The organism is Nesterenkonia massiliensis, from assembly GCF_000455245.1.
GTDB lineage: Bacteria > Actinomycetota > Actinomycetes > Actinomycetales > Micrococcaceae > Nesterenkonia > Nesterenkonia rhizosphaerae.
In genome coordinates, this window is the sequence record NZ_HG005167.1 from 155,047 (window position 1) to 160,701 (window position 5,655).

4 protein-coding genes and 1 pseudogene are annotated in these 5,655 nt (G+C 64.7%); 2 read left to right on the top strand and 3 right to left on the bottom strand.

Translation table 11 applies throughout. The features are described 5' to 3' along the window. Together TX78_RS14255 and TX78_RS06255 are read right to left on the bottom strand one after the other, a co-directional pair. The coding region (locus tag TX78_RS14255; protein ID WP_044494704.1) for an alpha/beta hydrolase at positions 1 to 1,391 on the bottom strand (1,391 nt) is incomplete at its 3' end. Beyond that, the gene (locus TX78_RS06255) at positions 1,385 to 2,428 is read right to left on the bottom strand and encodes a 3-oxoacyl-ACP synthase III (protein ID WP_044494957.1); all 1,044 of its coding nucleotides are present in this window, start codon (positions 2,426 to 2,428) and stop codon (positions 1,385 to 1,387) included. The genes TX78_RS06255 and TX78_RS14255, both read right to left, overlap by 7 nt. A 105-nt stretch (positions 2,429 to 2,533) precedes the next feature. Here TX78_RS06255 and TX78_RS06260 point away from each other — a divergent pair, with 105 nt between their 5' ends. Together TX78_RS06260 and TX78_RS06265 are read left to right on the top strand one after the other, a co-directional pair. Beyond that, entirely contained in the window at positions 2,534 to 3,175 is a 642-nt protein-coding gene (locus tag TX78_RS06260) for a DUF5998 family protein (protein WP_147640435.1), read from the top strand. Between the two features lie 57 nt (positions 3,176 to 3,232). Then, the gene (locus TX78_RS06265) at positions 3,233 to 4,441 is read left to right on the top strand and encodes an alkaline phosphatase family protein (protein WP_044494705.1); all 1,209 of its coding nucleotides are present in this window, start codon (positions 3,233 to 3,235) and stop codon (positions 4,439 to 4,441) included. Positions 4,442 to 4,588: 147 nt separating this feature from the next. Here TX78_RS06265 and TX78_RS06270 read toward each other — a convergent pair. Beyond that, a pseudogene (locus TX78_RS06270) lies at positions 4,589 to 5,655 on the bottom strand (hypothetical protein); the annotation flags it as partial.

The following is a 5,655-nucleotide window of genomic DNA, read 5'->3' on the forward strand; positions in this document are numbered from 1 at the left end:
CGCGCGCTGCGCACCGCTCGGGTCATCCCTTTCAGGCCCAGGCCCGCGTCGGCCACCACTGCCACGGCGCCAAGGCGCAGGCAAGCATAGAGGATGACTGTGAGGGAATTGCCCGGCTGTACCAGCAGCGAGACCCGGTCGCCGCGACGGACGCCGAGCTCATAGAGGCCGGCCGCCACGGAATCCACTTGGGACTTCAGCTGCTCCCAGGTCAGTGTTTCGGGGCCAGCGGTAGCGGTCATATCGACGCTTGCGGGTTCGTCCTTGTGCCAGCTCAGCGTCATGGCTTCCAGCTGCTCGCCGAGCCCCATGACTTGTGCCGCCGGTGCGGGAGAGCTGAGCTGCTGAGAATCCTCCTGTGGCGTGAAGCGGTCCTTCAGCCAGGTGAAGAGCACAGCGGCGATATCCCGATCCTCTGCCACCAGATGTCCGGCACCTTCGAATCGGTGCAGGTCAGCATGCGGGATGCGTTCCAGTAGGTCAGCGAGGTAACGGTCCTGGAACACCGGGTCCTTCGGCCCCCAGATCAGCAATGCAGGCTTATCCCACTGCTGCAGTCCAGCGGAGACTTCTTCCAGGACGGTGCGTGAGGCGTGCTTGGCCAGGGCAGGAATATCGGCCACGAAACCACCGATTCCGCCTCGACCCAGCCGGGAGACATAAGGTGCCCGGTAGGCGCGGTATACATCTTTGGGCAGCCCGCCCTCGGCCAGGGCCAATGTGACGCGAAGAAAGCCATCAGTGACCACCGTGGATCCCGGCAACAACCCGGGAGCCATCGCTGCCTGCAGAGCCGGGGGAACCGGTTCTCCGGTGGGATGATCCACAGCGGTGTTGAGGCTGACCACCGCGTCCACCGCATTGCGCTGGCGAGTGGCCCAGCCCAGAGAGATGATCCCGCCCCAGTCATGGCCGAGGGTGACCAGGGGCCGGTCGACGTCGACGTCGAGGGCGTCCATCAGCCCATCCAGGTCGCTCAGGCGCTGCTCGAGCCGCCGATGGCTGGGGGCATCCACGGAGGGAGGTTCTGGATGTGACAGCCGTTCCGAGAAGCCCATATCCAGCTGGTCCGGGGCGATGACACGCCAGGCGTTGCCATGTTCAGCACGTTCAACGGAGGCTGCCAGTACTCCCCGCCACAGATAGGACCAGGTGGGATTGCCGTGAACGGCCAGAATCGTGCCGGTGGGCTCGATGCCGCGGGCAGCCAGTGCAGGCCCAGTGTCCAGGACATGGAAGGTGCGTTCACCGTCATCGGTCTTAGCGCGTACCAGATGCGACCACGTCGGATCGATGCCGGGAAGCGGGGTGTGGCGGAGGACATCGAAGGGCAGCCGCGCTGCAGCGGCCGGTATCGGCTTCCACGGGCTGAAGGCGCGGAGAGTCACCATTCCAGCTCCACCATCGCAGTGTTGAGGCCGGAACCCACACCCATACAGAGCACTCGGGCGCCGCGGGCCAGGTTGGCGGCTTCTCGGGCCAGCGTGATCGGCAGCGAGGCCGGTCCCACATTGCCCAGCTCGGGGTAGGTGACCGGCACGCGCTTCTTGTCCAGTCTGGCCGCCTTGATGATGGACGAGGTATGCAGCTGGGAGACCTGATGGGTGACGTAGGAATCCATGTTCTCCCAGCTGAAATGGGCCTTGGCGTCTTCCCAGGCATCCATCACCAATTGCAGGCCGCCATCGAGCAAACCCCTGGCATCGGTGTACATGCCGCGGTGATCGCCCACGCAGAGTTCATGGTGCTGGGTGGCAGCGCGGGTGACTCCGCCGACGATTCGGTGCCCCTCCGGATGCAGGTCAGCAGGACCGACCACGGCAGCGGCGGCTCCACAGCCTAATGTCAATGAGGCGAACTCCATCATGAAGTCGTCCCGGGAGACCATCTTCTCCAGAGAGTTGATGCGCTCCACCGTCGCGTCCTGCACCTTGCGGGCATCTTCACCGTTGACGATCAGCACATATTTAGCCTGTCCGGCGTCGATCATGGAGCTTGCCAGCGTGATGGCGTTGACGAATCCTAGGCAGGCATTGGTGATATCGAAGTTCATCGCCGAGCTCGGCAGGCCCAGCTCATGGTGGATGCCCACCGCGACTGAGGGCTCCAAGTGTTCGCGGGTCACCGAGGTGTTGACCATCATCGAGACATCCTGGGCGGTGATGCCTGCGGCGTCCATCGCTTTGCGGGCGGCGTCGACGGTGGCTGTGCGGACGTCACCATCGGAGCGCCAGTTCCGCCGGGACTTGACCCCCGCCACTCGCTGGAGGAGCCCAGTGGGCAGCTTCAGCCGCTTAAGAGCGTCGGCGAGCCGCTTGTCGAGGTCCTTCGAGGTCAGTACCTCTGGGGCCTCCACCTCGGCCACGGACAGCAGTGCGGCATTGCGGTGATGGAAGGTCGCGTTTCCCTGGCCTGAATTTTGGAGCACCACTCCATTATGGCGAACCCCGTTCTCAGCGGGCGAATCGCTCCGCCCCTGGTGAAATCCACAGGATGAATATGACCGCAGCGCTTGACGGATACCATGGAATCCATGACCCCCAGCCACCACAATCCCGCACAGGCCTCCGGATTGACGCTTAAGGAAGCCATCGATCGCGGGGGCTTCTACCCCTCACTGGTGCACCATACGGTGACCGATGCCCTGGATGGGCGCGAGGCCACCCACCAGATCGTCCACGTGGACACCCATTTTGATATGGAAGAAGTCCACCGCCACATCACCGTGCTGGTACTGGCCGATGATGTGGTCGTCGTCGCTCATCTCGATGATCACGATGCTGAGGATGAGCCCCGTGCCGTAGGGCACGAGGACCGCGGTCGTGCCGGTTCAGCAGAAGTTGTCGCGCGCATCTCCACAGAGGTTGTGCCGGTCTCGCGCATCCGCTCACTCATCCTCTCCGAAGTACACCGCCGCCCGGATCAGTTCCGACCGGACAGGGGCCTGGCCGAGGTCAGTTTGAATATGAACTGGAGCGGCGGCGCCCGGCTGGATACCTACCCAGCTGAATGCGGCAACCCTGAGTGCATGGCTGATCATGGTGACACCGGCACCCTGGCACCGGAGGATATTGTGCTGCGCATCGCGGCGACCGCAGAAGGCGATACCGCGGTTGATGAGGCGCGCAGTTTTGTGCGCGCTCTGCGCCGGGCTTGCGCCACATACGCCCGCTGAGCGCACCCAGTACACCCCCGGTGAGATGCCGACCCGCCACAGACCCAGGAGGCCCAGATGAGCCTGCCGCTGCCACCGGCTCCTGACTACGACGGTGCTCACTTACGTCATGTGCTGCCCTCGGCCTGTGCCGCCTTGGGTCTGGAAGGGTTTGCCAACCGACTCGATATTCCGCCGTGCAGCATTGCAGTGGTCATCATGGTCGACGGACTCGGCGATCACAATCTGGCCGCCCACACCGGTCACGCGCGCTTCCTCGCCTCTGCCTGGCGCCGGGCGGCTCAAGGGCGCGTGCTGGACTGCGGGGCACCTGCAACGACCTCTGCATCACTGACTTCGCTGGGCACCGGCAAGGCACCAGGGGAGCACGGAATGCTGGGTTATGACCTCTTGGCGCCTGAGTTGGGCCGAGTGGTCAATATGCTCGGGGGGTGGGATGACGACGTCGACCCCCGCAACTGGCAGCGGCACCCCTCAGTGCTGCAGCAGGCGGTAGATGCCGGGGCGAGAGTGCTGACTGCTTCGCGCAGCCAGTTCCGCGATTCAGCGTTGACGGCCGCGGCACTTTCAGGCGGTGAGTTCCTCGGTGCGGACCGCATTGAGAGCCGGTTCCGCGCTGCGCAGGAGTGGATCGTGGACGGGCGTACCGCACAGGGCGGCCTCCGGCGTGGGCCAGCCCCTGCGCAACTGGTCTACCTGTACGTGGATGAACTGGATAAGACCGGCCATCACGCCGGTGTGGACAGCGTGATGTGGCGAAGCATGCTGGAGAACCTCGATGAGGCGGCTCGTCGGCTGTGCTCCGCGCTGACCGAGCGTTATGGCGATGACGTTGCCGTGTTGCTGACTGCCGACCACGGCATGCTCGACATTGCCGAGCAGGAGCTGGTGGATATCGCCGAGCGCGATGATCTGCTGCGCGGCGTCGCCCACACCGGCGGGGACCCGCGCATGTTGTATCTCTACGCCGAGGCGGAGCAGAACCCTGTGGAGTTGGCTGCGCGCTGGCGGGCGGAGTTCGGGGATGTGGCCTGGGTACTTACTCGCGATGAGGCCATTGCTGCCGGTTGGTTCGGCGCCGTGGAGGAGCGGGTGCTAGGCCGCCTCGGGGATGTGATCATCGCGGCCCATGCGCCGATCGCCATATTTGATACTGCCCGCACGGGAGTCGGAATCATGTCTATGGTCGGCATGCACGGCTCGCTGACCGAGGTGGAGCGGAAAATCCCGCTGCTGGAGCTTACCGGCCGGGGGTTCACCGGTTAAACGTGACCTGCCCGTAGGGTCGAATGACCGGGGAGGTGTCGTTTATCGAGTGGTCAATCCATCCGTTAAGACGAGATTTTTCGCGCCTTTTAGCAGACAAACTGACCACTCAGCTGCGCGAGGCATGCGCCCGCTCGCGGAACGCGCTCACTCGTTCTTCGAGCCGAAGAGAATATCGTCCCAGCGCGGCATGGAGGGGCGCTTGGATTTTGAGCTGCGACGGCGCTTCTCGGTGTCGCTGCTCTCCTGATCTTTTCGGCTGGGCTCCGCCGGCCGATGCGGAGAGTCCTCGGGCTCAGGTGCATGACGTCCGGATTCGCTGGGCGCGGGTTCATCGACGTCGTCTCCGGTGTCCGCGTAGCTGAAGCCCCAGGCGTCTGTGCCGGTCTCATACCCGGGTTCCTCGGCGTGATCGAGCTGTTCTTCCAGTCCGGGGATGGGGCCGGTGTGCTGCAGATCGTCGTCCTCGCCGCGGCGCCGTGCGGGGCGATGAGTTTCTGCTGCGGGCTCACCATGGCTTTCGGGGCGGCCGTGTCCGGTGCGGTCCTTGTCGCCTGACTCGCCCTCGCTACGGTCCTTTTCACCAGGATTCTCTGCTGCCCGGTGCCGTGGTGAGTCTGCTCCGGACCGCACGGGACGGCTCGGGCGATGGGCGGCGTCCTGATCAGGGAGGGAGTGCGGTGAGGAGCGCGGCTGCTCATCGCGGGTGAGCAGAGTGGCGAGTTTGTCATCTCCGGATTCATCGGTACCAAGTCGCTGACCGCGGCGTGCCCGCAGAATATCGAGCAGGTCCTCAGTATCGGTGCCCTGTCCGGCGTCGTCGTCTGCTTCATTTGAGGGCCTGAGGGGGCTCACGCTCGGATCGGCAGCCCGATCCGGGCCTGCACCGCTGCCTCGTGTGGAGGTATGACCTGCGCGGCGGGGGGAGGAGGACGTCACGCCTGCTGGTCCGCGGTCCACATCGAATGGCTCATCCACTGCTGCTAGTCGGCGCCCTGACCGCTGTCCGGAGCCGAGCACCTCAGAAGTATCGAGCTGGGAGAGCGACTCAGCCCATTTGTTCTCAGCACGCAGCGACCGGGTATGGGTGTCGAAAGCCCACTCGGCCGGGGGTTTCAGGCCGATTCCCTCGGCGTGGCTGGAGGAGGAGCTGATGTCGAAGGAGCAGGTGATGGCCCACCGGCCATCTTCTCTGCGCCACGCGTCCCAGCTGA

Excerpts from the sequence above, each read along its gene's own strand:
- TX78_RS06265 (WP_044494705.1), top strand. The coding sequence starts at position 3,233 with ATGAGCCTGCCGCTGCCACCGGCTCCTGACTACGACGGTGCTCACTTA.
- TX78_RS06260 (WP_147640435.1), top strand. The coding sequence starts at position 2,534 with ATGACCCCCAGCCACCACAATCCCGCACAGGCCTCCGGATTGACGCTT.